Origin of the sequence: Arthrobacter sp. zg-Y40, from assembly GCF_020731535.1 — a bacterium.
In the GTDB taxonomy this organism is placed as follows: Bacteria; Actinomycetota; Actinomycetes; order Actinomycetales; family Micrococcaceae; genus Arthrobacter_B.
In genome coordinates, this window is the sequence record NZ_JAJFZS010000015.1 from 116,707 (window position 1) to 137,340 (window position 20,634).

At 66.2% G+C, this 20,634-nt stretch carries 20 protein-coding genes and 1 tRNA gene; 6 read left to right on the forward strand and 15 right to left on the reverse strand.

What is annotated here, in order from left to right; genetic code table 11:
- Nucleotides 1-65: 65 nt before the first annotated feature.
- Genes LJ754_RS15845 through pdhA form a run of 3 tightly spaced genes read right to left on the reverse strand, consistent with a single transcriptional unit; the run spans nucleotide 66 to nucleotide 3,555 of the window.
- Nucleotides 66-1,388, reverse strand: a complete 1,323-nt coding sequence (locus tag LJ754_RS15845; protein WP_227927313.1) for a dihydrolipoamide acetyltransferase family protein — start codon at nucleotides 1,386-1,388, stop codon at nucleotides 66-68.
- A complete protein-coding gene (locus LJ754_RS15850; protein ID WP_227927314.1) occupies nucleotides 1,388-2,413 on the reverse strand; it encodes an alpha-ketoacid dehydrogenase subunit beta in 1,026 nt (341 codons plus the stop codon). Before LJ754_RS15850 ends, LJ754_RS15845 begins: the two co-directional genes overlap by 1 nt.
- On the reverse strand, nucleotides 2,410-3,555 hold the full coding sequence (gene pdhA / locus LJ754_RS15855; RefSeq protein ID WP_442860343.1) for a pyruvate dehydrogenase (acetyl-transferring) E1 component subunit alpha: 1,146 nt from the start codon (nucleotides 3,553-3,555) through the stop codon (nucleotides 2,410-2,412). The genes LJ754_RS15850 and pdhA overlap by 4 nt, the downstream gene beginning before the upstream one ends.
- A gap of 161 nt (nucleotides 3,556-3,716) precedes the next feature.
- On the opposite strand from pdhA, the gene LJ754_RS15860 reads away from it, so the two are divergent.
- Nucleotides 3,717-4,196, forward strand: coding sequence for an Lrp/AsnC family transcriptional regulator (locus LJ754_RS15860; RefSeq protein ID WP_227927315.1), 480 nt, complete (start codon nucleotides 3,717-3,719; stop codon nucleotides 4,194-4,196).
- Nucleotides 4,197-4,272: 76 nt separating this feature from the next.
- Here LJ754_RS15860 and LJ754_RS15865 read toward each other — a convergent pair whose 3' ends face one another.
- Together LJ754_RS15865 and LJ754_RS15870 are read right to left on the reverse strand one after the other, a co-directional pair.
- Nucleotides 4,273-5,829: a solute symporter family protein gene (locus LJ754_RS15865; protein ID WP_227914058.1), complete on the reverse strand. Its 1,557-nt coding sequence runs from the start codon at nucleotides 5,827-5,829 to the stop codon at nucleotides 4,273-4,275.
- A gap of 65 nt (nucleotides 5,830-5,894) precedes the next feature.
- On the reverse strand, nucleotides 5,895-6,266 hold the full coding sequence (locus LJ754_RS15870; RefSeq protein ID WP_227927316.1) for a DUF485 domain-containing protein: 372 nt from the start codon (nucleotides 6,264-6,266) through the stop codon (nucleotides 5,895-5,897).
- A gap of 268 nt (nucleotides 6,267-6,534) precedes the next feature.
- Between LJ754_RS15870 and LJ754_RS15875 the strand changes: the two genes are divergently transcribed.
- Genes LJ754_RS15875 through LJ754_RS15890 form a run of 4 tightly spaced genes read left to right on the forward strand, consistent with a single transcriptional unit; the run spans nucleotide 6,535 to nucleotide 10,466 of the window.
- Nucleotides 6,535-7,746 carry a sensor histidine kinase gene (locus LJ754_RS15875; RefSeq protein WP_227927317.1) on the forward strand — a complete coding sequence of 404 codons (1,212 nt, stop codon included), beginning with the start codon at nucleotides 6,535-6,537 and terminating at the stop codon, nucleotides 7,744-7,746.
- Between the two features lie 10 nt (nucleotides 7,747-7,756).
- On the forward strand, nucleotides 7,757-8,494 hold the full coding sequence (locus LJ754_RS15880; protein WP_227913954.1) for a LytR/AlgR family response regulator transcription factor: 738 nt from the start codon (nucleotides 7,757-7,759) through the stop codon (nucleotides 8,492-8,494).
- Nucleotides 8,491-8,946: a hypothetical protein gene (locus LJ754_RS17005; RefSeq protein ID WP_331461536.1), complete on the forward strand. Its 456-nt coding sequence runs from the start codon at nucleotides 8,491-8,493 to the stop codon at nucleotides 8,944-8,946. The genes LJ754_RS15880 and LJ754_RS17005 overlap by 4 nt, the downstream gene beginning before the upstream one ends.
- 20 nt (nucleotides 8,947-8,966) lie before the next feature.
- Nucleotides 8,967-10,466 carry a sodium/solute symporter gene (locus LJ754_RS15890; RefSeq protein WP_227927368.1) on the forward strand — a complete coding sequence of 500 codons (1,500 nt, stop codon included), beginning with the start codon at nucleotides 8,967-8,969 and terminating at the stop codon, nucleotides 10,464-10,466.
- A 60-nt stretch (nucleotides 10,467-10,526) separates the two neighbouring features.
- Here LJ754_RS15890 and LJ754_RS15895 read toward each other — a convergent pair whose 3' ends face one another.
- The 6 genes from LJ754_RS15895 to rpsB all read right to left on the reverse strand — a co-directional run bounded on the left by LJ754_RS15895 (nucleotide 10,527) and on the right by rpsB (nucleotide 15,867).
- Nucleotides 10,527-11,105: a DivIVA domain-containing protein gene (locus tag LJ754_RS15895; RefSeq protein ID WP_227913952.1), complete on the reverse strand. Its 579-nt coding sequence runs from the start codon at nucleotides 11,103-11,105 to the stop codon at nucleotides 10,527-10,529.
- A 234-nt stretch (nucleotides 11,106-11,339) separates the two neighbouring features.
- Complete coding sequence (locus LJ754_RS15900) at nucleotides 11,340-12,227, reverse strand: phosphatidate cytidylyltransferase (RefSeq protein WP_227913951.1); 888 nt, start codon at nucleotides 12,225-12,227, stop codon at nucleotides 11,340-11,342.
- Between the two features lie 77 nt (nucleotides 12,228-12,304).
- On the reverse strand, nucleotides 12,305-12,862 hold the full coding sequence (gene frr / locus LJ754_RS15905; protein WP_227913950.1) for a ribosome recycling factor: 558 nt from the start codon (nucleotides 12,860-12,862) through the stop codon (nucleotides 12,305-12,307).
- 297 nt (nucleotides 12,863-13,159) lie between these two features.
- Nucleotides 13,160-13,891 (reverse strand): UMP kinase, encoded by a 732-nt coding sequence (gene pyrH, locus LJ754_RS15910; RefSeq protein ID WP_227913949.1) that lies wholly within the window; start codon nucleotides 13,889-13,891, stop codon nucleotides 13,160-13,162.
- 137 nt (nucleotides 13,892-14,028) lie between these two features.
- Complete coding sequence (gene tsf, locus LJ754_RS15915) at nucleotides 14,029-14,868, reverse strand: translation elongation factor Ts (protein WP_227913948.1); 840 nt, start codon at nucleotides 14,866-14,868, stop codon at nucleotides 14,029-14,031.
- Nucleotides 14,869-14,997: 129 nt separating this feature from the next.
- Nucleotides 14,998-15,867, reverse strand: a complete 870-nt coding sequence (gene rpsB / locus LJ754_RS15920; protein WP_227913945.1) for a 30S ribosomal protein S2 — start codon at nucleotides 15,865-15,867, stop codon at nucleotides 14,998-15,000.
- A 466-nt stretch (nucleotides 15,868-16,333) separates the two neighbouring features.
- Between rpsB and LJ754_RS15925 the strand changes: the two genes are divergently transcribed.
- Complete coding sequence (locus tag LJ754_RS15925) at nucleotides 16,334-16,903, forward strand: M23 family metallopeptidase (RefSeq protein ID WP_227927318.1); 570 nt, start codon at nucleotides 16,334-16,336, stop codon at nucleotides 16,901-16,903.
- A gap of 76 nt (nucleotides 16,904-16,979) precedes the next feature.
- On the opposite strand, the gene LJ754_RS15930 is transcribed toward LJ754_RS15925, so the two are convergent.
- From LJ754_RS15930 to LJ754_RS15945, 4 genes are all read right to left on the reverse strand, one after another.
- Nucleotides 16,980-18,164, reverse strand: coding sequence for an acyl-CoA dehydrogenase family protein (locus tag LJ754_RS15930; protein ID WP_227927319.1), 1,185 nt, complete (start codon nucleotides 18,162-18,164; stop codon nucleotides 16,980-16,982).
- Nucleotides 18,165-18,343: 179 nt separating this feature from the next.
- Nucleotides 18,344-18,417 (reverse strand) — tRNA-Ile (locus tag LJ754_RS15935).
- 72 nt (nucleotides 18,418-18,489) lie between these two features.
- Nucleotides 18,490-19,686, reverse strand: coding sequence for a glycosyltransferase (locus LJ754_RS15940; RefSeq protein ID WP_227927320.1), 1,197 nt, complete (start codon nucleotides 19,684-19,686; stop codon nucleotides 18,490-18,492).
- Nucleotides 19,683-20,615 (reverse strand): DMT family transporter, encoded by a 933-nt coding sequence (locus tag LJ754_RS15945; RefSeq protein ID WP_227913941.1) that lies wholly within the window; start codon nucleotides 20,613-20,615, stop codon nucleotides 19,683-19,685. The genes LJ754_RS15940 and LJ754_RS15945 overlap by 4 nt, the downstream gene beginning before the upstream one ends.
- Nucleotides 20,616-20,634 lie beyond the last annotated feature (19 nt).

Consider the following 20,634-nt stretch of genomic DNA (forward strand, 5'->3'; position numbering starts at 1 on the left):
AAGCGGACTGTAACAAGGCAGGACCCGTATCGGAGATGATCCGGTACGGGTCCTGCCCGCGTTGGTCAGGCCATCGCCAAGGCGAGCACCGGCTCGGCCAGCACGTCGCCCACCGCGCGGAGGAACCCGGCTCCCTGTTCTCCGTCCACCAGCCGGTGGTCGAAGGACAGGCTCAGGGTCATCACCGAACGCAGCGCAATATCGCCGTTGTACTCCCAGGGCTGGCGGCGGACCGCACCCAGGGCAAGGATGGCCGCCTCCCCCGGGTTCAGGATGGGTGTGCCCGCATCCACGCCGAACACACCCACGTTGGAGATGGAAATAGTGCCTCCGGCGAGGTCCGCTGGTGCGGTTTTCCCGTCCCGTGCCGTTTGTGCCAACGCGGTGACGGCGGCCGCGAGGCCGTGCAGGCTCAGCTTCTGGGCGTCCTTGATGTTCGGAACGGTCAGTCCGCGGGGCGTGGCTGCCGCGATGCCGAGGTTCACGTAGTTATAGCGGATGATCTCCCCGGCGTCCGCGTCCCAGCGGGAATTCACTGCCGGGAAACGCCGCAGGCCCAGGCACACTGCCTTCGCCGCCAGGGTCAGCGGTGAAAGCTTCACACCGTCAAAGTCCGGCTGAGCCCGGAGCCGGGCCAGCAGGTCCATGGTGGCTGTGACGTCCACGGTCAGGAACACGGTGGCATGCGGTGCGGTAAAGGCACTGGCCACCATGGCCGCGGCGGTGTGCTTCCGGACCCCTGAAATCCGAATGCGCTCTTCCCGTCCCGGCTGCAGCTCGGATTCCGCGGCCGTCCCGGTGGCCGGCGCTGCCGCCGGAGAGGCGGCGCGTACGACGTCGGCCCGCACCACGAGCCCCTCGGGTCCGGTACCCCGGACCCGGGCCAGGTCGATTCCCATGTCCCGGGCCAGTTTGCGGACCGGAGGCGTGGACCGGGGGCGTTCGGACACGGGCGCTTCGGACACGGGTGCCGGTTGGGGCGCCGGGCGGGGCGCCGGGCGGGGTGCCGGTTCTGCCGCTGCCGACGCCGCTGCCCGGCGTCGTCGGGCGGGCCGGCCGGTGGAATCCGGCACCGCCCCATAGCCCACCAGGTTCGGTTCGCGCCGGGCCGGGGCGTCAGGTGCCTGCTCCGGCTGGGCACCGGCGGCCGCAGCAACCTCGAAGGATACAATCGGCGAGCCGACCTCCACCACGGTTCCGGGCTGCTCGTGCAGGCATGCCACCACGCCTTCGTACGGGGAGGGCAGTTCCACCACTGCCTTGGCGGTTTCCACCTCGGCAATCACCTGGTTCAGCGTTACGGTGTCCCCCACGGCAATGTGCCAGTTGACGATCTCGGATTCGGTGAGGCCTTCACCCAGATCCGGAAGCCGGAATTCGCGCAGCATCAGCCCACCGCCGAGACGGTGCGGCCGGGAGCCGGGGCAAGGGAGCTGGGGCGGCGCAGGACGAAGTCGACCCCGTCCAGGATCCGGTCCAGGTCCGGAAGGTGGTGGGATTCCAGCCGGGCCGGCGGATACGGAATGTCGAAACCGGTCACGCGTACGGGTGCGTGCTCCAGGTAGTCGAAGCAGCGTTCGGTGATGCTCGCGGCGATTTCCGCACCGAGTCCGCCGAACTGTGCTGCCTCATGGGTAATCACCAGCCGGCCGGTCTTGCGCACCGAGGCCTCCACCGTGGTGAAGTCCACCGGCGCCAGCGAACGCAAGTCAATGACCTCCACGGACACTCCCTCGTCCGAGGCCGCCACGGCCGCGTCGCGGGCGGTGGGAACCAGCGGACCGTAAGCCACCAGGGTGACGTCGTTGCCCGGGGTGACCACGCGGGCCGCTCCCATGGGCAGCTGCGCTTCAGCCGCCTCTTCCACCTCGCCCTTGACGTGGTAGCGGCGCTTCGGCTCGAAGTACAGGACCGGATCGTCGGAAGCGATCGCCTGCTGGATCATGGTGTAGGCGTCCTGGGGGTTGGACACGCTGATCACGCGCAGCCCGGAGGTGTGCGTGAAGTAGGCCTCCGGCGACTCGGAGTGGTGCTCCGGGGAGCCGATCCCGCCGCCGAAAGGCACCCGGATAGTCAGTGGCAGCTTGACCGCTCCCCGGGTCCGGTAATGCATCTTCGCCACCTGGGACACAATCTGGTCGAAAGCCGGATAGATGAACCCGTCAAACTGGATTTCCACCACCGGCCGGTAGCCGCGGAAGGCGAGGCCCACGGCGGTGCCCATAATGCCGGATTCAGCCAGCGGGGTGTCCACCACCCGGTGCGCACCGAAATCCTTCTGCAGGCCGTCCGTGATCCGGAAGACGCCGCCGAGCTTGCCCACGTCTTCCCCCATGATCAGGACCTTGGGGTCGTTTTCCATTGCCCGGCGCAGCCCGGCGGTAATGGCCTTGCCGAAAGTCATGGTGGTCATGAGCGGGTCCCTTCGCCGGCGAAACCGCTGAGGTAACGCGAGTACTGTTCCTGCTGGCGGTCCAGCCAGGAATGCGGCTCCGCGTAGACATGCGCGAAAACGTCGGCGGGCTGCGGGTCCGGCATGCCCAGGCAGGCGGCACGCAGTTGCGCCGCTGCTGCGTCGGTGCGGGCATCGACGTCGGCGGCAAAGGCGGCGTCGAAAAGCCCCATGGTCTCCAGCAGCGCCTGGACCCGGGCCAGCGGATCCTTGCCGCGCCACTGCTCCAGTTCGGCTGCGTCCCGGTACCGGGTGGGATCATCGGCCGTTGTGTGCGGGCCCATCCGATAGGTCACGGCCTCAATGAAGGTGGGGCCGTTGCCGGTGCGGGCACGGTCCAGTGCCTCCCGGGTGGCGGCCATTACCGCCAGTACGTCGTTGCCGTCCACGCGGATGGAGGGGATGCCGAAGCCCGGGGCGCGGTTGGCAATGGGCACCTGGGCCTGCAGGGTGACCGGTTCGGAGATGGCCCACTGGTTGTTCGTGCAGAAAAAGACCACCGGCGCCTGGTAACTGGCAGCGAAAACCATGGCTTCGTTGACGTCGCCCTGGCTGGTGGCGCCGTCACCGAAGTAGCTGATGGCGGCGTCGTCGGACCCGTCATAGCTGATGCCCATGGCGTACCCGGCCGCGTGCAGGGCCTGGGCGCCGATGATGACCTGGGTCGGGGCCATGTTGACGCTGTAGGGGTCCCAGCCGGCCGCGGCGTTGCCGCGCCAAACCCGCATCAGGTCTTCCATGCCCACGCCGCGGCAGTAGGCCACGCCGTTTTCGCGGTAGCTGGTGAACGCAAAGTCGGAGCTGCGCAGCGACCGGCCGGAGCCGATCTGGGCGGCTTCCTGGCCCAGCAGCGGGGGCCACAGCCCCAGCTCGCCCTGGCGCTGCAGTGCGGTGGCTTCGGTATCGATCCGGCGGATGACTGCCATGTCCAGGAAGAGTTCCCGGAGCCGGGCGCCGTCGACGTCTTTCACCCAGCGGTCATACAGGGGGTCCGGGACGCGTACGCCATCCGGTGTGATCAGCTGGACGTAGGGATCGGTGGGTGAGCTGCCGGAGTTTTCCGGGTGCCGCACCGGGGTATGCAGGGACACTGGGATACGCATCCTTCCGTGGTTGGGCCCCAGGGGTGGCGGGGCCTACGCCGGGCTCCATTGCCCGCATAAATGTGACCCTACTCACACCCGGCATCCAGCACAACCATTAGCGAAAAGACCGAGCATCCTGCCCTATAAGCGGCCGATGGGCCGTGCTAGCGTTGCGCACTATGCAGCCCCTCGACGCCACCGACCGCCGGCTCCTGCTTGCCCTGGCGGAGGATTCCACCCGCACCGCCGTGGCGCTGGCCGCCGTGCTCGGGCTTTCACGGAATACTGTCCAGGCCCGGCTGGCCGGTTTGGAACGCAAGGGTGCGTTCCTGCCGTTCGAACGCCGGATCAACACGGCCGCACTGGGCTATCCGCTGATGGCCTTCGTCCACGTCCACGTGCATCAGCCGGAACTGTCCCGGATCACCGCCGATCTGGCGGAGCTGCCTGAAGTCATCGAGGCGCACGGGCTCACCGGAGACGCGGACCTGCTGCTGCGCGTGGTGGCCGCGGACGCGGAGGACCTGTTCCGGATCAACAAGCTGATCCTGGCCATCGACGGCGTGCAGCGGTGCGACACCAACCTCGCCATGGGCGAACTAATCCCCCTGCGCGCCACTCCCCTGCTGCGCAGCGGGCCGGGGCCCGGGGCTTCCTAGCTGCAACGCCGCAGGCAGGCCCCGCCGGAGCGGAACCTGCCTGGGTTACCTGCTTGCGTTATGCGGAAGGACAGTCCTAGTGGTCGACGGCCTTTTCGGCGCCGACGCCGGTCAGGGACCGGACTTCCATTTCCGCCTGCTTGACTGCGGATTCAGTGTTCTTATCCAGCACCGTGCCCAGCCAGCCCAGGAAGAAGGCCAGCGGGATGGACACCAGTCCCGGGTTGCTCAGCGGGAACCAGGAGAAGTCCGCGCCCTTGATCATGGATGTTTCCGTACCGGAAACCACCGGAGAGAAAGCAATCAGCAGGATGGCCGACCCGAGGCCGCCGTACATGCTCCAGATTGCGCCCTGGGTGGAGAACTTCCGCCAGTACAGCGAGTAGATGATGGTGGGCAGGTTGGCGCTGGCAGCCACCGCGAAGGCGAGGGCCACCAGGAAGGCAACGTTCTGGCCCTGGGCTCCGATGCCGCCCAGGATCGAGATGATGCCGATGACCACCACCGTGGTGCGGGCTACCTTGACCTCGCCGTCTGCGTCCACCTGGCCCTTGCGGATGACGTTGGCGTAAATGTCATGGGCAAAGGAAGCAGCCGCCGTGATGGTCAACCCGGCAACCACTGCCAGGATGGTGGCGAACGCGACGGCGGAGATCAGTCCCAGCAGGACCGGCCCGCCGAGGGCGAAGGCCAGCAGCGGTGCTGCCGAGTTCACGCCGCCGGGAGCGCTCTTGATCGCCTCGGAACCGATCATGGCCGCGGCGCCGTAGCCCAGGACCAGGGTGAACAGGTAGAAGATACCGATCAGCCAGATGGCCCAGACCACGGACCGGCGGGCTTCCTTGGCGGTAGGCACCGTGTAGAAGCGCATCAGCACGTGCGGCAGGGCTGCGGTGCCAAGCACCAGGGCCAGGCCCAGCGAGATGAAGTCCAGTTTGGAGGTTTCGGTTTTGCCGTACTGCAGCCCCGGATCCAGGATGGCGGGGTTGCCCGTGGTTTCCACGGCGTGGCCGAGCAGTTCCGAGAGGTTGAAGCCGTGGTTCGCCAGGACCCACACGGTCATCACGGCGGCGCCGGCGATCAGGAGGCAGGCCTTGATGATCTGCACCCACGTGGTGCCTTTCATGCCGCCGATCAGTACGTAGATGATCATCAGGGCGCCCACCACGGTGATCACCAAGGACTGCCCGATCTTGCTGTCGATGCCCATCAGCAGGGACACCAGCCCGCCGGCGCCGGCCATCTGCGCCAGCAGGTAGAAGAAGCAGACTGCCAGGGTAGTGATGGCTGCCGCAATCCGCACCGGACGCTGCTTGAGGCGGAAGGACAGCACGTCGGCCATGGTGAACTTGCCGGTGTTGCGGAGCATTTCCGCCACCAGCAGCAGGGCTACCAGCCAGGCGACGAGGAAGCCGATGGAATACAGGAAGCCGTCATAGCCGTTTACGGCGATGGCGCCGACAATACCCAGGAAGGAAGCAGCGGAGAGGTAGTCGCCGGCAATCGCGGTACCGTTCTGGGGCCCGGTGAAGGATCGGCCGGCTGCGTAGTAGTCCGCGGCGGTCTTGTTGTTGCGGCTGGCGCGGAGCACCACTATCAGGGTGACCGCCACAAACAGGCCGAAGATGACCATGTTCAGCAGCCCGGTGTCCTTGATGGACTCGGCCGTTACCTCCGCGGCCGCGATGTGCACGTTGTTCACTTGGTCTCCTCCGGCCGGCTGACGCCCTTGGCCTCAAGTTCTCCGCGGATCTCCGAGGAAATGGGATCCATCCGGCGGTTGGCATAGCTGACGTACCACATGGTGATGCCGAAGGTGCTGACGAACTGCAGCAGCCCCAGGATCAAGCCCATGTTGATGTTGCCGATCACCGGGGTGGACATGAACCCGTGCGCGTAATCGGCCAGCAGCACATACGCGAAGTACCAGACCAGGAAGGCCACGGCCATCGGGAAAATGAAGCTGCGCTGGCGCTTGCGCAGTTCCCGGAACTCGGGTGAGCTCTGGACTTCCCGGAAGTCCACCTGCTCCGGGTGCGCAGCGTGTGAAACCGGCTGCTCTTCAGCCATTGTTCCTCCTCTGTTGGGGCACGCTCCACGCGTTGACCCGCCAAGAGGCCGGGACACGACGCTGTGCAAGCTGTGACGCTCATCACTTTCCTACAGGCCGGCCCGGATCGTCTGCACGACGCAGCCGGGCGTCGGTGAACGGTGCGTTCCGTGCGGTGAACGGCAGCGTTCGGCACCGGGTAAACCGGGCGCGCGGGGGCGCGGGCGGGCGGGCTGGCGGGCTGGGCGGGCCGGCCGGGCTGCCGCCGAAGGCCGCTAGGGTGGGTCCATGCTTAGCCCCGCCGTCGACATAGCCCTGGTCTGCGCCGTTGCCGTCCTCACGGTTGCGGTGGTGGCCGTGCTCGGTTTCCGCCTCAGCCGCTCGGCACGGGACTTGGGTTCGGACGCGGAGCGTGCCACCTACGCCACCCTGCACACGGCGTCGCTCGCCTCTGCACACCTGCGCTCCGGCCTGACTCCGGCCGGTGCCCGCAAGGCCAGCCGGCACCTGCGGGACCTGCTGGACTGCGACACGCTGGTCATTACCGACGCGGTGGCCGTACTGGCCTGGGACGGCGCAATCGCGGATACTCCGGCCCGCCGCGAACGGCTGCTGTCCGCCGCGCGGCTGGTGCTGGAATCGGGCCGGACCCGGGTGTTCCGCGGGGCGGCGCTGCGCGCGCTGGGCCTGCAGGACGGCGGACGGGAACTGCTTGTCTCCCCGCTGCCGGTCAACGGAAAGACCGTGGGAACGGTTGCGGTGTTTGCCCCCTCGGTCCGGGCCGGACTGGTCCGGGCGGCCAACGAGGTGGCCGCGTGGCTGGCCACCCAGGTGGAGCTGGCCGAGCTGGACACGTCCCGGGCGCAGCTGATGGAAGCGGAAGTGCGCGCCCTGCGGGCCCAGATCAGTCCCCACTTCATCTACAACTCGCTCAACGCCATCGCCTCCTATATCAACACCGACCCGGCGCGCGCCCGGGAGCTGGTGGTCGAGTTCGCCGACTTCACCCGCTATTCCTTCCGCCGGCACGGGAACTTCACCACCATTGCCGAGGAACTGGAATCCGTGGACCGGTACCTGCTCCTGGAGCGGGCCCGGTTCGGGGAGCGCCTGAAGGTTAGCCTGCAGATTGCCCCGGAGGTATTGGGCACCGTCATTCCGTTCCTGTCCCTGCAGCCGCTGGTGGAAAACTCGGTCCGCCACGGGCTGGAGGCCAAGGACGGGCAGGGCCGCATCACCATTGCCGCCGTCGACGCCGGTGCGGACGCGGTGATCACCATTGAGGACAACGGGGTGGGGATGGACCCGGTCCATCTGCGCTCCGTCCTGGCCGGGCATGCCGACGGGGACCATGTGGGCCTGCGCAACGTTGATGTGCGGCTGCGGCAGGTCTACGGCGGGCAGCACGGCCTGGTCATCGACACGGCGCCCGGCGCCGGCACCCTGATCACCATGCGTGTGCCGAAGTCGCAGCCGGAGAACCGGCCCACCAACGCGTAATCTGTATCGCATGCGCAAACCTCCCCGCCCCCTCAGCGTTGTGGTGGCAGACGACGAAGCCCCCGCCGTCGAGGAGCTCGCCTACCTGCTGGGCCTGGACTCCCGGGTGGGCACGGTCTACCGGGCCGCCAGCGGCGCGGCAGCCCTTCACGAGATCTCCACCCGCGACGTCGACGCCGTGTTCCTCGACATCCATATGCCCGCCCTGTCCGGCCTGGACATTGCCAAAGCGCTGGGCCAGCGGGAACGGCCACCGGCGGTGGTGTTCGTGACGGCCGACGAAGACCAGGCACTGCGGGCCTTTGACCTGGCCGCCCTGGATTACCTGCTCAAGCCGGTGCGGCCGGAACGGCTTGCGGAATCCGTGCGCCGGATCTGCGAATCGGTCACTGAACCGGAGGCCGAGGCCGACATGGTGACCGTGGTCCAGGGCGCCACCACACGGATCATTGCCCGCGCCGACATCCGCTACGTCCAGGCGCAGGGCGATTACGCCCGCCTGCACACCACGGATGCCAGCTACCTGATCCGGGTCCCCCTGGCGGATTTGGAGGAACAGTGGTCGGGGGCGGGCTTTGTGCGGATCCACCGGTCCTATCTGGTGGCCCGGAACCACATCCGCCAGGTGCGGCTGGCCGGCGGCCGGGCCAGTGTGCAGCTGGGCGAGGTGGACCTGCCGGTCAGCCGGCGGCATCTGCCTGCCGTGCGGAACACACTCGACGCCGGCCGGGTCAGGCCCGCCCAGTGACCGCCGGAGCCGCCCCGGACCGGGCTGCGCCTGATGGGTCGGCGCCTGACCGGGCTGCGCCTGACGGCTCGGCACCTGAGCACGCCGACCCTGCCCCGCCGCGGATCCGTGTCACTGCCACCGGCGCCTCCCCCGGGGCTGCGCCTTTCCCCGTGTCCCGGGAACTGGATGAGCAGTCCGAAGTGGGTGAACTGATTATCGGCTCGCTGATCCGCAGCCAGCTGCGGCTGGCCCTGGTGGTGGGCGGAGGGTTCCTGCTGATCCTGCTGGGCGTTCCCGTGCTCCTTGCTTTCCTTCCGGTGAGTGCCGACCTGCATATCGGCAGCATCCCGGCCCCGTGGATCCTCCTGGGCGTGGGGGTGTACCCGCTGGTGATCGGCTGCGGGCTGCTCTACATGCTCAGTGCCCAGCGCAACGAAAACCGCTACCGCGATCTGGTGGAGGGCCGGTGAGCTGGGACATTGCCCCGGGCATGAGTCCGGGCATCGGCTACACGGCGCTGGCCGCGGTGGCCGCGGCGACCCTGCTGATCGGGTTCTACGGGCTGCGGATTTCCCGGACCACCAGCGACTTCTACGTTGCCTCCCGCACCGTCAAGCCCTGGTGGAACGCCTCGGCCATTGGCGGCGAGTACCTCTCCGCCGCCAGCTTCCTGGGCGTGGCCGGGCTGATAGTGGCCTCCGGCGTCGACGCCCTGTGGTTTCCCATCGGCTACACCGGCGGATACCTGATGCTCCTGCTGTTTGTGGCCGCACCGCTACGCCGGTCCGGGGCCTACACGGTCCCGGACTTTGCCTCCGCCCGGCTGGAGTCCCTGCCTGTGCGGCGCCTGACCAGCCTGCTGGTGATCGCCATCGGCTGGCTGTACATCGTCCCGCAGCTGCACGGCGCGGCGCTGACCATCCGGATCACCACCGGACTGCCGGCGGAGATCGGCTGCCTGGCCGTGACCGGCGTCGTCTGCCTGAGCGTGGTGACCGGCGGGATGCGCTCCATCACCTTCGTCCAGGCGTTCCAGTACTGGCTGAAACTGGTGGCGATCGCCGTTCCGGTGCTGTTCATCCTCTTCCGGCTCGCCGGCGACGGGCCGCCCGGCCCGGACGGCGCAGCGGTGCTGGCTGAAGCACTGGACCCGCAGACCCACGCCCCGATCTACCGGAACATTTCCTTGAGCATCGCCCTGCTGTGCGGCACGCTCGGACTGCCTCATGTGCTGGTGCGCTTCTACACCAACCCCGACGGCGCGTCCGCCCGCCGCACCACCATGATCGTGCTGGGGCTGCTGTCCCTGTTCTACCTTTTTCCCATCACCTTCGGCGTACTGGGGCGGATCTACGCACCGGATCTCGCTGACGCCGGCGCCACGGACGCAGCCGTGCTGCTGCTGCCCGGACGTGTTTTCGACGGAGCCACCGGGGATCTGCTGGCAGCGCTGGTCACGGCCGGTGCGTTTGCCGCGTTCCTGTCCACCAGCAGCGGGCTCACCGTATCCCTCGCCGGGGTGATCAGCCAGGAGTTTTTCCGCGGCAGTGTCCGCGGGTTCCGGCTCTCCGCTGTCCTGGCCGCCGTCGTACCGCTGGCCATTGCCCTGCTCACCGAGTCCTCGGCCCTGGCGGGCAGCATCGGCATGGTATTCGCCTTCACCGCCTCCACGCTTTGCCCGCTGCTGGTACTGGGGATCTGGTGGCGCCGGCTCACTGCGCCCGGTGCCGGGGCCGGCATGCTGACCGGAGCGCTGCTGTGCGGCGGGTCCATGGCGGCTGCCGCCGTCCTGCCGAGGCTCGAACTGCAGATTCCGGCCTGGATTGAACAACCGGCGGCGTGGACGGTACCCGCGGCCTTCGCGGTCACCGTGGTGGTGTCCCGGATAACGGCCGGCTCGACGCCGGGAGGCGCCGCGAAGTTCTTGGCGCGGCTGCACACCCCCGAGCCGCTGGAGCGTCCCCGCCCGGGCAGTGCGCCTCGAAGCTGAAGGCTCCGCTGCTGAAAGTCCGTTGCTGAAGGATGTCCGCTTTAGAGCCGGGAGGGCTGGTTAGTCGATGGAGGCCATCAGTTCGACAACGCGGTCCAGGAACGCATCCACCTGCGTTTCTTCATATCCCTGGTCGCCTTTGGTTTCGCGGAACACCGCACGGCGGACAACGTCAACGCTCAGCGGACGGTCGTGTTCAAAGTAGCCCAGCAATTCGTTGCACAGGGCATCCACGTCTTTGACGTTGTAGCTGGCCACGCGCTTGCGGGCGGGACGGCGGAACCGCTCCCCCGGTTTGCGGTGCAGCCGTGCACGCAGGACGGCGGAGATGCGCCCGATCTGCAGCAGCCATGCTTCTTCGCCGCGGTCTTCAATCAGCTGGTCCCGCTCACGCTGTGCAAAAACGTCTTCGAGGCGGTCCAGTGCCGCGTCTACGGCCTGCGGCTCGTAACCGCCCTTGGCCGGGTCGAAGGCCATGGAACGCACGTCGGCGCTGGTGACCGGGTTGGATGCCTTCGAATCGGAGTTGTAGTAGTTACGGGCCTTGGTCAGGAACTCATCGACCTGGCGGATGTTGTAGCCGAAGTCCCGCCGTCCCACGCGTTCGAAAGGAGCACTGGCCTGCCGCGCATCGTCCATGAATTTACTGTTCCTCTGTGGTTATTGCCTTACGGAGTTACTGCGCCAGGGCTGGATATCCAGGATCCGGCGCATGGGCAATGTATGAAAAACTCTGAAACATCTTACGACGCCGCCACCCGCGTATGTGTGCAGGCACACCGGACGTTGCCGGACCGTTACGGTATTACGGTGCCGCCGCGGTGATCCGGCTGGTAGGCAGCCGGTCCACCGGCAGGCACTGCCGGAAGGCGGCTAGGACACGCCGGAGAGCAGCACGGAAAGCAGGAAGACCACCGGAGAAGCGAACACCACGGAGTCCAGCCGGTCCATCACACCGCCGTGGCCGGGCAGGAGGTTGGACATGTCCTTCACGCCCAGCTCGCGTTTGACCATGGATTCGGAGAAGTCGCCCGCGGTGGCTGCCGCTACCGTTGCCACGGCCAGCACCACGCCGAACCACCAGGGCTGGTCCAGGAAGAATACGGCCGCTGCAACACCCACGATCGTGGCGCCGCCGGCGGATCCGGCGAAGCCTTCCCAGGACTTCTTGGGGCTGATCTTGGGGGCCATGGGGTGCTTGCCGAAGAAAGCGCCCACCAGATATCCGAAGGTGTCATTGGAGACCACCAGCAGGAGCAGCACGGCGACGCGGATCTGGCCGTCCGGCTCACGCAGGAGCAGCAACGCGAAGCTGAGCAGGAACGGCACCCAGAGCACCACGAAGATTCCCGCGAGAATGCTCTGGATGGCTTCTTCGGCGGTATCGATGCTCCGCCACAGCAGGATCGCGACGGCGGTGGCCACCATTGCGAAGGCCAGGGCTTCAGTGCCGCCGAAGAACGCGGCAAACGGCAGTCCTACGGATCCCACCAGCACCGGCACCAGCGGCACCTTCATGCCGCGCACTTCCAGCGCGCGGCTAACTTCCCATACCCCTACCGCAGCGAAGGCCACGGCAATGACCACAATGGCGAAGGGGAAGAACAGCAGGCCGATCAGCAGGGCACCCAGGAGGATGACCCCGACGGCGATGGCCGCCGGAAGGTTGCGTCCGGCGCGTGAGGCCTTGGCGGGCTTGGCGTCGGCTTTGCGGTTCCGGGTCCGACGGCTCGGCACCCGGCCGGAATCGGCTGCGCTCATATCCGTGGCCTTTGCTGCCGGAACTGTCTCGACGGACGGTGCACCGCCAGCCTGGTTGGAAGGCTGGGCGTCACTCATCAGACCTCGAGAAGCTCGGCTTCCTTGCGCTTGAGAAGATCGTCAATGGAATCGGTGTGCGCCTTGGTCAGGGCGTCAAGGTCCTTTTCCGCGCGGGCGCCGTCATCCTCGCCCACCTCGCTGTCCTTTACCAGGCGGTCGATGCCGTCCTTAGCCTTGCGGCGGATGTTCCGGACTGACACTTTGGCGTCTTCTGCCTTGCCGCGGACAATCTTGACGTATTCCTTGCGGCGGTCCTGGGTCAGTTCGGGCATGATGACCCGGATGACCTTGCCGTCGTTGGACGGGTTGGCGCCCACTTCGGAGTCGCTCAGGGCCCGCTCGATGGCGCGCAGGGCCGTCACGTCGTACGGGGTGATCAGCAGGGTGCGCGCATCAGGGGTAGCGAAGGACGCCAGCTGCTGCAGCTGCGTGGGAGAACCGTAGTAGTCCACCAGCACGCGCGAGAACAGTGCCGGGTTGGCGCGGCCCGTGCGCACGGAGGAGAAGTCCTCCTTGGCAACCTCCACCGCCTTGTCCATCTTGTCGGCGGCCTCTTTCAAGGTGTCTTCGATCACGGTATCTCCTCTAAAAACAGTGTCCACCAAGCACTCTCGCTCAGTGGCCGGACTCTAATATCATCCTAAGCCAAAAGGGTGCGGGTTCCCTGCACCGAGCGAAGCCCCACTCTGCGGGCCGCAACGCAAACCGTGACCACCCAGGAAAAGTCACTGGCTGCCGTCCCCCACTGGGAGGACGTGCCGGTCCCGCAGGGACCTGGAGGAAGGCGGCTTTAAATCCCGGAGGCCGCCTGCGGCCGAGGGGATTTCGTTGCCGCCGTTCCAGGTCCCTTCGGGACCCGAGAGCCGCACCCGCTAGTTGGAAACGATGGTGCCGATCTTCTCGCCCCGGATGGCACGGGTTACGTTGCCCTCGCCCTCCATGCCGAAGACCACCATGTCCAGGTCATTGTCCTTGCACATGGTCATGGCCGTCTGGTCCATAACGCGGATGTCCTGGCGCAGGGCGTCGTCGTACGTCAGGGTCTCCAGCCGAACAGCCGAAGCATCCTTGTTCGGATCGGCGGTGTAGACGCCGTCCACGCCGCTCTTGGCCATAAGGACCTCATCCGCATGGACCTCGAGGGCACGCTGGGCGGCGACGGTATCCGTGGAGAAGTAAGGCAGCCCGGCACCGGCGCCGAAGATGACCACGCGGCCCTTTTCCAGGTGGCGGATGGCACGCCGCGGGATGTACGCCTCGGCAACCTGGCCCATGGTGATGGCACTCTGCACGCGGGTTTCAACGCCGGCCTGCTCCAGGAAGTCCTGCAGGGCCAGGCAGTTCATGACGGTGCCGAGCATCCCCATGTAATCCGCACGCGAGCGGTCCATGCCGCTGACGGACAGCTCGGCGCCGCGGAAGAAGTTACCGCCGCCGACGACGATCGCCACTTCCACTTCGCCGACAGTTGCAGCGATCTGCTTGGCCACTGCCCGCACGGTGTCGGGATCCACGCCGAGCTTGCCGCCGCCGAACACCTCACCCGAGAGTTTGAGCAGGACGCGGCGTCGCGGGGAATCGGATTCTTTGAGTACGTGGGCCATTGTGCCTCCCGGGCATAGGTACTGCTGCTTTTAAAGACTAGTGAGGTGTTCTGGACAGGCAAAAGGGGTGGTCACCCGCGGTGACCACCCCCTCTGTCATGATGACGTATTCGTCGAAACCGTTTGGTCCTAAGTTATTAGGCGCCTACGCGGAAGCGGGCGAAGCCGACCGGTGTGACACCGGCTTCTTCGAGAACCTTACCGACGGTCTTCTTGGCGTCCTTGGCGAACGGCTGGTCCAGCAGGACGATTTCCTTGAAGAAACCGGTCAGGCGGCCTTCGACGATCTTGGTCAGCGCGGCTTCGGGCTTGCCCTCGGCGCGTGCCGTCTCATCGGCGATCCGGCGTTCGTTCTCGACGGTCTCTGCCGGAACTTCCTCGCGGGTCAGGTAGGTCGGAGCGTATGCAGCGGTGTGCACGGCAACGTCGTGTGCGGCGGTGGCAGCTTCTGCGCCTTCGCCGTCGACGGCGAACAGCACGCCAACCTGTGCCGGAAGATCCTTGGAGGTCTTGTGCAGGTAGGCGTCAACGGTCTTGCCCTCGACGCGTGCAACGCGGCGGACAACAACCTTTTCGCCCAGGATGGCGCCTTCTTCGACAACAATCTCGGACAGGGGCTTGCCGTCCACGTTGTAGGCGAGGAGGGTCTCGGCGTCAGCAGCAGCGGACTCAACAGCAGCGGCCAGGACCTTGTCGGCCAGCTCGATGAACTTGGCGGACTTGGCAACAAAGTCGGTCTCGCAGTTGAGTTCGATCATGACGCCGACGGTGCCGTCGATGACCTTGGCAGCAACCAGGCCCTCAGCGGTGGAACGGCCTTCACGCTTGGTAGCGCCCTTCAGGCCCTTGATGCGGATGAGCTCCATGGCCTTGTCGGCATCGCCGTTGGCCTCGTCCAGAGCTTTCTTTACATCCATCATGCCGGCGCCGGTGCGCTCGCGCAGTGCCTTGATGTCAGCAGCGGTGTAGTTCGCCATTTGGACTCCAGTCCTCCCGTAATAAGTATTGGTGCGGTTCCGCCAGTGCGGCTGGCCGGATTACCGGCCAGCCGCACTCGCAGGTACCTGGTCCGGGCGGTGGACCGCCCGGACTAAGGAATTCGTTATTTACTTCTCGGTTACTTCAGCGGCCGGAGCATCCACAACGGCGTCGACGCCGGTTGCTTCGGCAGCGGGAGCTTCTGCAGCAGCGTCGGCTGCCGGGGTCTCTGCAGCACCCTCGAGCAGTTCGCGCTCCCACTCAGCCAGCGGCTCAGCCGGTGCTTCGGTGTTGCCTGCGGCCTTGTTGTTGCGGGCGATGAGGCCTTCGGCAACGGCGTCGGCAATGACGCGGGTCAGCAGGTTCACGGAGCGGATGGCGTCGTCGTTGCCCGGGATCGGGAAGTCGACATCGTCCGGATCGCAGTTGCTGTCCAGGATGGCAACAACGGGGATGTTCAGCTTCTTGGCCTCGTCAATGGCGAGGTGTTCCTTCGGGGTGTCAACAACCCAGAGCACGGACGGTGCCTTGGTCAGGTTGCGGATACCACCGAGGTTGTTCTGCAGCTTGGTCAGTTCACGCTTGAGGAGCAGGAGCTCCTTCTTGGTGTGGCCGGAGGAAGCGACGTCCTCGAAGTTGATCTCTTCGAGTTCCTTCATGCGCTGGATACGCTTGGCAACAGTCTGGAAGTTGGTGAGCATGCCACCGAGCCAGCGCTGGTTGACGTACGGCTGGCCAACACGGGTGGCCTGCTCGGCGATGGCTTCCTGAGCCTGCTTCTTGGTACCGACGAACAGTACGGTACCGCCGTGGGCCACAGTGGCCTTGACGAACTCGTAGGCACGGTCGATGTAGGACAGCGACTGCTGCAGGTCAATGATGTAGATGCCGTTGCGCTCGGTGAAGATGAAGCGCTTCATCTTCGGGTTCCAACGGCGGGTCTGGTGACCAAAGTGAACGCCGCTGTCGAGCAGCTGGCGCATGGTAACGACGGGCATGTCGTCACTCCTTCCGGCAGCAGCCGTGCGCACGGCGCACTGGTCCTACTGCCAATTGACGGTTTTAGCTGTACGCCCGGTCGGGCGGAGCTCCTGGTGTCCATCAGCCGCTGCCCTTTCAGGCATCGACGCGCTCCCCCTGCCGGCGTTGCCGGACCGTTGGAGAAGCACCCCCTTTTACGGGGATAATTGGGACACGCGTAGTCAGATTCCAGTGCCAGTGAATGGGATGCGGGCCGGTATGGTCCGACTCCCAGGCGCGGGACCGGCGGTGGATAAAATACGTCCGGGCAGGTCCCATGGCACAGCAAGCTGCTCCGACAAGTGTACTACAGCCCAGGACTGCCGGCGTCCGCCCGCACCATCCGGGCCCACCCTTCCTCCCCTGCCGGATTCGGGCCCGGATCCATCCACCCGGGGGCCCGCACCGGTCTCTCCGCGCCGGGAAAAGCCCAGGCTGTGCCCCATGCCAAATGGACGCTTCCGCCGTGTTGCCGCGGCACTGCTGGCCGCGGGCCTGGCGGTGCCGGTCCTTGCGCTGCCCACCCCGCCGTCAGCATCGGCTTTGCGTACCCCGCCCGCCGCATACTCCCCGCCGTGGAGCTGGCCGCTGGATCCGGTCCCGGCGCCGGAGCAGATCCGCGGCTTCGATCCCCCGTCCCGGCGCTGGCAGGCCGGGCACCGCGGGGTGGACCTTCCCGCTGTTCCGGGCGTGCTCGTCCTGGCGCCGGCGGATGGCCGCGTGGCCTTCGCCGGTGTGGTGGTCAACCGTCCCCTGATCACGATCGACCACGGCGGTGGCCTCAAGAGCAGCTTCGAATCCGTGGAACCGCTGGTGACGGCCGGCAGCGCCGTGTCCCGCGGCTCCCCCGTCGGGATGGTGGCATCCGCGTCCGGCGGGGCTGGAGGGGTGCACTGCAGCGGGCAGTGCCTGCACTGGGGCGTCCGACTGCACGGGGCGTACGTGAATCCACTCAACTACGTTGGCGACCGCCGCCCCTCGGTGCTGCTGCCGGTGCCGGATTCCGGCTATTAAACGGAACCGGCCGGAACCCTTGCGGGACTCCGGCCGGTATTCATGTGCCGGCTTTCATCAACCGGACACGGCGTTCCTAGACGAACGCGGCCACGCCGGTGATTGCCCGGGCGGTGACCAGCGTGTTGATTTCGTAGGTGCCTTCGTACGAGTAGATGGCCTCGGCGTCAGCGAAGACCTTGGCCATGCCGTAGTCGGTGACAATGCCGTTGCCGCCCAGGATGCTCCTGCCCATGGCCACGGATTCACGCATCCGTGCAGTGGTGAAGGCCTTGGCCAGCGCTGACTGTTCGTCCTTCGCCTGGCCCAGGTCCTCGAGCTGCGCCAGGCGCACCATCATGCCGAGGGAGCTGACGGTGTTGCCCAGGATCTTCACGAGCTGTTCCTGCACCAGCTGGAACGAGGCCAGCGGCTTGCCGAACTGGTGCCGTTCCACCGCGTACTTGCGGGCAATGTCGAAGGCGGCCATCTGCTGGCCTACGGCCTGCCAGGCGACGGCAAGGCGGGTGACCTTCAGGACCTTGTTGGTGTCGCGGAAGCTGTTGGCGCCCTTGAGGTGGAAGTCGTCGCTGACCACCACGTTGTCCAGCACAATGTCAGCGTTCTGGACGGTGCGCAGGGCGATCTTGTTCTCGATCTTGGTGGCACTGTAGCCGGGGGTCTTGGTGTCCACCATGAAGCCCTTGACCTGATTGTCCTCAACGTCGCGGGCGTAAATGACTACCCAGTCGGAGAACGTCGCATTGCCGATCCAGCGCTTTTCGCCATTCAGGATCCAGTTGTCGCCGTCGCGGCGGGCGGTGGTGCGCGTGCCGCCGGCCACGTCGGACCCGCCGAGCGGCTCGGTCAGGCCGAAGGCGCCGATCTTCTTCATGGCGTAGATGTCCGGCAGCCAGGCAGCCTTCTGCTCCTCGGAGGCCAGCGCCTCGATGGAGCCGGTGAAGAGTCCGTCGTGGACACCCAGGAAGGTGGCGAAGGAGGTGTCGGCGCGGGTGACCTCTGCGTGGCACAGGCCGGCGAACAGGTTGGAGTAGCCCTGGCGGTACACCGGGCTCATGACGTCCAGTTCGGCAATCTTGGGGATCATGTGGTGCGGGAATTCACCGGCGTTCCACCAATCAGCGGCGTGCGGCTTGACCTCTTTGGCGAGCCAGGCACGGATCTCGTGCAGGCGGTCGCGCTCCTTGTCCGTGAGGAGGTCCTCGAATGCGTAGAAGTCGCCGTCCGCGTACGGAAGGTTGTCGACGTCGATAGTTGCCATGGAAATATCCTTCGCTGCTGATCATCGGTGATCACCGGCACCCTTCGGGGACCGGCAGAACCTATGTTACCCACCAGTAACAACGATCACAATGTTCAGCGCAAAAGAAAACACCCCGGTCCGAAGACCGGGGTGTTGGCGATGCCAAGCCGGAACGCTGTCCCAGCTCTTCACACGGGTAGGGCTGGTGGGGCTTGAACCCACGACCCACGGATTATGAGTCCGCTGCTCTGACCAGCTGAGCTACAGCCCCGTGGCTGCCCGCAGGCAATGAAGCCATCCTAATGCGTGCGGGCGCCGCAGAACCAATTGCCGTCTGCGCCCGCTAGGGCCGGACAGCCTCGGGTTCTGCCTGGCGGTAGAGCTTCTCGAACGTGGCCAGCGTGGCATCAAGGCTGTGCCTGTCCACCATGTCGCGGCTCGCCTCACCCATCTTCTGCCGGTCCTCGGGCGAGAGTTCCAGGATTTCCGTGAGGCGGCCCGCCAGCTCGTCGCTGTTGCCCGGGGTGAAGAGGTAGCCGTTGCGCCCCTTGTCCACCAGGTGCGGCAGCGCCATGGCGTCCGCAAGCAGGACCGGCTTGGACGCGGACATGGCTTCCAGGGTTACCAGGGACTGCAGTTCGGCAGTGCCGGGCATACAGAAAATATCCGCCCGGAGGTAGGCCTCCCGCAGCTCTTCATCGCTGACCAGCCCGCGGAACACCACTCGGTCCCCCAGACCAAGCCGCTGAGCCTGGGCCTGCAGCGCCGGCTTCACTTCTCCGCCACCCACAATTTCGGCACGTACGCCCAGCTCCGCCGGGGTCTTGGCCACGGCGTCGATCAGGACGTCCACGTGTTTCTCTTCGGCGAGCCGGCCGACAAACAGCACGGTGGGGCCCGGGTGCGGAGCTATTTCCTCACCGGGATGCAGCTCGTAGACGGAGGCGTCGATACCGTTGGACAGCGGCATCACCTCGTGCAGGAACGCGTGGCGGTGCATGGCTTCCGCCGCCAGCGGAGTGGGCGTGGTGACGACGGCGGCCTGCCCCATCACCTTGCCCATGTCCTTCCAGGAGTTCTTGGCGACAATCCGCTTGACCCACTTAGGGAACGGCAGGAACGGGTCCAGGTTCTCCGGCATGAAGTGGTTGGTGGCAATAACGCGGATGCCGCGTTTCCGGGCTTCCTGGAGGGTGTAGTCGCCCACCATGTAATGGCACTGGATATGTACGACGTCGGGCTGCACCCGGTCGAACAGCAGGGTGATTTCCTTCTTGATCTCCCACGGCAGGCAGATCCGCCAGTACTCGTGGGTGGGCACTCCGTGCGAGCGGAGGCGGTGGACCGGCCACTGCCCTTCAAGGTCGGAACGGCTGCCGCCGTCGACGTCGTTCGGGGCCAGGACGTGGACATTGTGTCCGCGCCCATGCATCCCGCGCGCCAGCCGGTAGCCGAACTGGGCGGCGCCGTTCAGGTGGGGAGGATAGGTGTCACAGGCAATAAGGATCGTCAGCGGTTGGTCTACCGGTGAATCGGTCACGTGAGTGGTCCTGCTTTCGGGGTCTTGGAGGCCAGCTTCTGCCGCCTCCGTTCTTCATTCCGCCTCTGAATGACATCAGGGTGGTACCGCGAGAGGGCAACGACCCCAACAATAGCAATCAGACCTGCCACGGCCATGGCTACGGCAGTCACTGCGGGCACATCGGGACGCAATTCATTCAGCACCCCGATTCCGATCGCGATCCCGACCATTGGATCGATCACCGTCAGTCCGGCGATCACCAGGTCCGGTGGACCGCTGGAGTACGCGTTCTGCACAAACCATGAACCCAAGGCTCCGGCCACCGCAATTCCCAGCAGCGTGTACCAGGGCACGTTCCAAAGGAAGCGCCCGTTGGGGTTGAGCAGGTCCCCGATGATGACCTTGGTCAGCACCGCCACGAAGCCGAACAGGATACCCGCCCCCAGAATGTGCGCGATGGCTTTCAACCGCTTCCCGAAAAGCAGGTTCAAGCCGCCGAAGAACACCACCACAACCGCCAGGATGAGGACAATTGTCACTTCCTGCGCCGAATCCACCGGCTGGCCCGAGCGGGTGGCCGCGATGGCGAGGGACACAAAGAGCATGCTGCCTGCCACGCATGCTGCGATAGCCGCCACTGTAATGCGGTTCAGCCGGAGCCCCTGGTCCCGTGAGTTCACCACCGTGGTGATTACCAGGGCAAGGGACCCGATCGGCTGGACGACGGTCAGCGGGGCCATGGAGAGCGCGGCCACGTTCAGGCCCATGCCGATGCCCAGCAGCAGCAGGCCGAACAGCCACCGGGGGTTGCGCAGCAGTCGGGTGAAACCCGACGAGTTCAGGGCCAGCCCGCCGGTGTCGGCGCTCACCGCGCTGCCTTGGCGCTGGGCCCCGAATGCCAGGAAAAAGGCACTGGCAAGGGCACAGGCGACGGCTATTCCTACCATCGGCACTGTCCAAGCCGGG

Bases quoted from the DNA above. Each gene is read 5' to 3' on its own strand.
- LJ754_RS15845 (WP_227927313.1), bottom strand. From the start codon at position 1,388: ATGCTGCGCGAATTCCGGCTTCCGGATCTGGGTGAAGGCCTCACCGAA.
- pyrH (WP_227913949.1), bottom strand. From the start codon at position 13,891: ATGGCCCACGTACTCAAAGAATCCGATTCCCCGCGACGCCGCGTCCTG.
- LJ754_RS15930 (WP_227927319.1), bottom strand. From the start codon at position 18,164: ATGGCAACTATCGACGTCGACAACCTTCCGTACGCGGACGGCGACTTC.
- LJ754_RS15945 (WP_227913941.1), bottom strand. From the start codon at position 20,615: ATGGTAGGAATAGCCGTCGCCTGTGCCCTTGCCAGTGCCTTTTTCCTG.
- LJ754_RS15925 (WP_227927318.1), top strand. From the start codon at position 16,334: ATGCCAAATGGACGCTTCCGCCGTGTTGCCGCGGCACTGCTGGCCGCG.
- pdhA (WP_442860343.1), bottom strand. From the start codon at position 3,555: ATGCGTATCCCAGTGTCCCTGCATACCCCGGTGCGGCACCCGGAAAAC.
- tsf (WP_227913948.1), bottom strand. From the start codon at position 14,868: ATGGCGAACTACACCGCTGCTGACATCAAGGCACTGCGCGAGCGCACC.
- LJ754_RS15900 (WP_227913951.1), bottom strand. From the start codon at position 12,227: ATGAGCGCAGCCGATTCCGGCCGGGTGCCGAGCCGTCGGACCCGGAAC.
- LJ754_RS15865 (WP_227914058.1), bottom strand. From the start codon at position 5,829: ATGGTCATCTTCGGCCTGTTTGTGGCGGTCACCCTGATAGTGGTGCTC.
- LJ754_RS15850 (WP_227927314.1), bottom strand. From the start codon at position 2,413: ATGACCACCATGACTTTCGGCAAGGCCATTACCGCCGGGCTGCGCCGG.
- LJ754_RS15880 (WP_227913954.1), top strand. From the start codon at position 7,757: ATGCGCAAACCTCCCCGCCCCCTCAGCGTTGTGGTGGCAGACGACGAA.
- rpsB (WP_227913945.1), bottom strand. From the start codon at position 15,867: ATGCCCGTCGTTACCATGCGCCAGCTGCTCGACAGCGGCGTTCACTTT.
- LJ754_RS15890 (WP_227927368.1), top strand. From the start codon at position 8,967: ATGAGTCCGGGCATCGGCTACACGGCGCTGGCCGCGGTGGCCGCGGCG.
- LJ754_RS15860 (WP_227927315.1), top strand. From the start codon at position 3,717: ATGCAGCCCCTCGACGCCACCGACCGCCGGCTCCTGCTTGCCCTGGCG.
- LJ754_RS15895 (WP_227913952.1), bottom strand. From the start codon at position 11,105: ATGGACGATGCGCGGCAGGCCAGTGCTCCTTTCGAACGCGTGGGACGG.
- LJ754_RS15875 (WP_227927317.1), top strand. From the start codon at position 6,535: ATGCTTAGCCCCGCCGTCGACATAGCCCTGGTCTGCGCCGTTGCCGTC.
- LJ754_RS15870 (WP_227927316.1), bottom strand. From the start codon at position 6,266: ATGGCTGAAGAGCAGCCGGTTTCACACGCTGCGCACCCGGAGCAGGTG.